General features: G+C 43.0%; 2 protein-coding genes. One reads left to right on the top strand and one right to left on the bottom strand.

All coding sequences use genetic code 11. The features are described from left to right. Positions 1–1178 (top strand): DUF6160 family protein (locus A3735_RS31420; protein ID WP_197486042.1); only part of this gene is annotated, 1178 nt, incomplete at its 5' end. Between the two features lie 84 nt (positions 1179–1262). On the opposite strand, the gene A3735_RS25405 is transcribed toward A3735_RS31420, so the two are convergent. Beyond that, the coding region (locus A3735_RS25405; RefSeq protein ID WP_068638878.1) for an RDD family protein at positions 1263–1612 on the bottom strand (350 nt) is incomplete at its 5' end.

Raw genomic sequence — 1612 nt, 5'->3', positions numbered from 1 at the left:
TGGCTTTGGTGACGGCAGTTTCTGCTTTGTCATCAAATGTGATGGCCGAAGTCCAAATGCTTGATGAAGATAGTCTACAAGACGTCACGGGTCAGGCAGGTCTTACTCTTGATGTAGAAAGTCAGTGGGAGATCGGAGAGTTCGCATATCACGATGCAGGCTATTTGTTGATTCAAGGTATCCGTATGGGTGGTAACTCGTTGGGTAATGGTACGGGCTCTGCAGGTACGATGCTTGACAACTTACGGCTTGAGATTGACATCGCCGGTGATGGTACCGACGGTGATAATGAGCTTGCATATGGTTTTTCCAATATGCGTGATATTGCTCAGATGTATGTAAATGATGGGAATACTGATACGACGTTTGTTAGTGTTGCAAACGGTATTGACTCAACTCGTGATAACGCTGTAATTGACGATAAGCGCACATATGGTGATGGTGATTTGGTAATCCATTTTGACTTTACTGATGGCTGGGCTTCAGAAGGCGGTATCGATCAGTATAGAGCTGACGGTAGATTTGGATTAGACGATTTTCATACTGCAGAGCTAGTCCTAGAGCATGCTGTCGACTTTCGTCTTGAAATCGATGCAATTGGCTTGGCAAGTTCAAGTTATGAGCTAGGTTCTGCTGGTCTAGATACTGATGGTCAGGGTCCCGACCAAGGTGCTGCTGGTACAACTACCTTGATTAGTCAATTAGGTATCCAGGGTTACTTAGGTCCTGATGACTTACATCTTGAGAACAATGGTAACGGCTTTGATGGATCTGGACCTCTAGGTGGTAATACGGGTAAGGCTGACTCCAAAATATACTGGGGTCGTTACTTTAAGATTACAGATCTGGATGTATATATTGATATTGCCGGTGTTCAGATTTCTGACATGGAAATTCACAATGAGCGTGGCGATTTGACAGGTTTGGATGGCACTTCATCATTTAGTTTTGCGCACTCTATTCGTGAAATCTATGCAGTTAAAGATGCTGTTTTAAATATAGATGGTCTGCTTGCTGGTAGTAATCCTTTTGTGGATGGTATTGCAATCAATACGCGCTTCAAGGGTGATATTGATATCCACTCTATCTCATTCGGCGATACTGGTGAGTCAATCGGTCAGTTGTTTATTACTGATATGGAGTCGACTACAAACTGGATTATCTCTGCTCACGATTAATTTTTTGTTTGTTGTCTAAAAAGCTCTCGATTATGTCGAGAGCTTTTTTTTGACCTGAGAAAGCTGGTTTGACTTATTTAGAGTCTAGCTGCGCTTTGGAATTCGTATAACTTTGCTTTCAGATGCGATGCATTGCCAGGTTCGATTTTTCTTATCGATGAATACCCAAAGGTAGCCAAGACCGAATGCGGCAATGGAAACTCCGGCGACAAAGAACCTGACAAGGGCTTGGTTCCAGCTGATTGATGTGTTGTCCTCATTTTGTATGCGTAAATGCCAAACCTGCATTCCAAGGGTTTGTCCGGTTTTAGTCCAGAAATAACCAAAAAACAGAAATAGGGAAATAAAAAGCGTTGAGGATAGTAGTGGGTCCTTAAGCGATTGGCCTGACTCATTAATTTGCTTGTACTCTTCGGCACCAATAAGGCTATGGC

The sequence above is a fragment of the Oleiphilus sp. HI0061 genome, from assembly GCF_001635675.1.
This window is presented reverse-complemented; position numbering and strand designations above follow the sequence as displayed.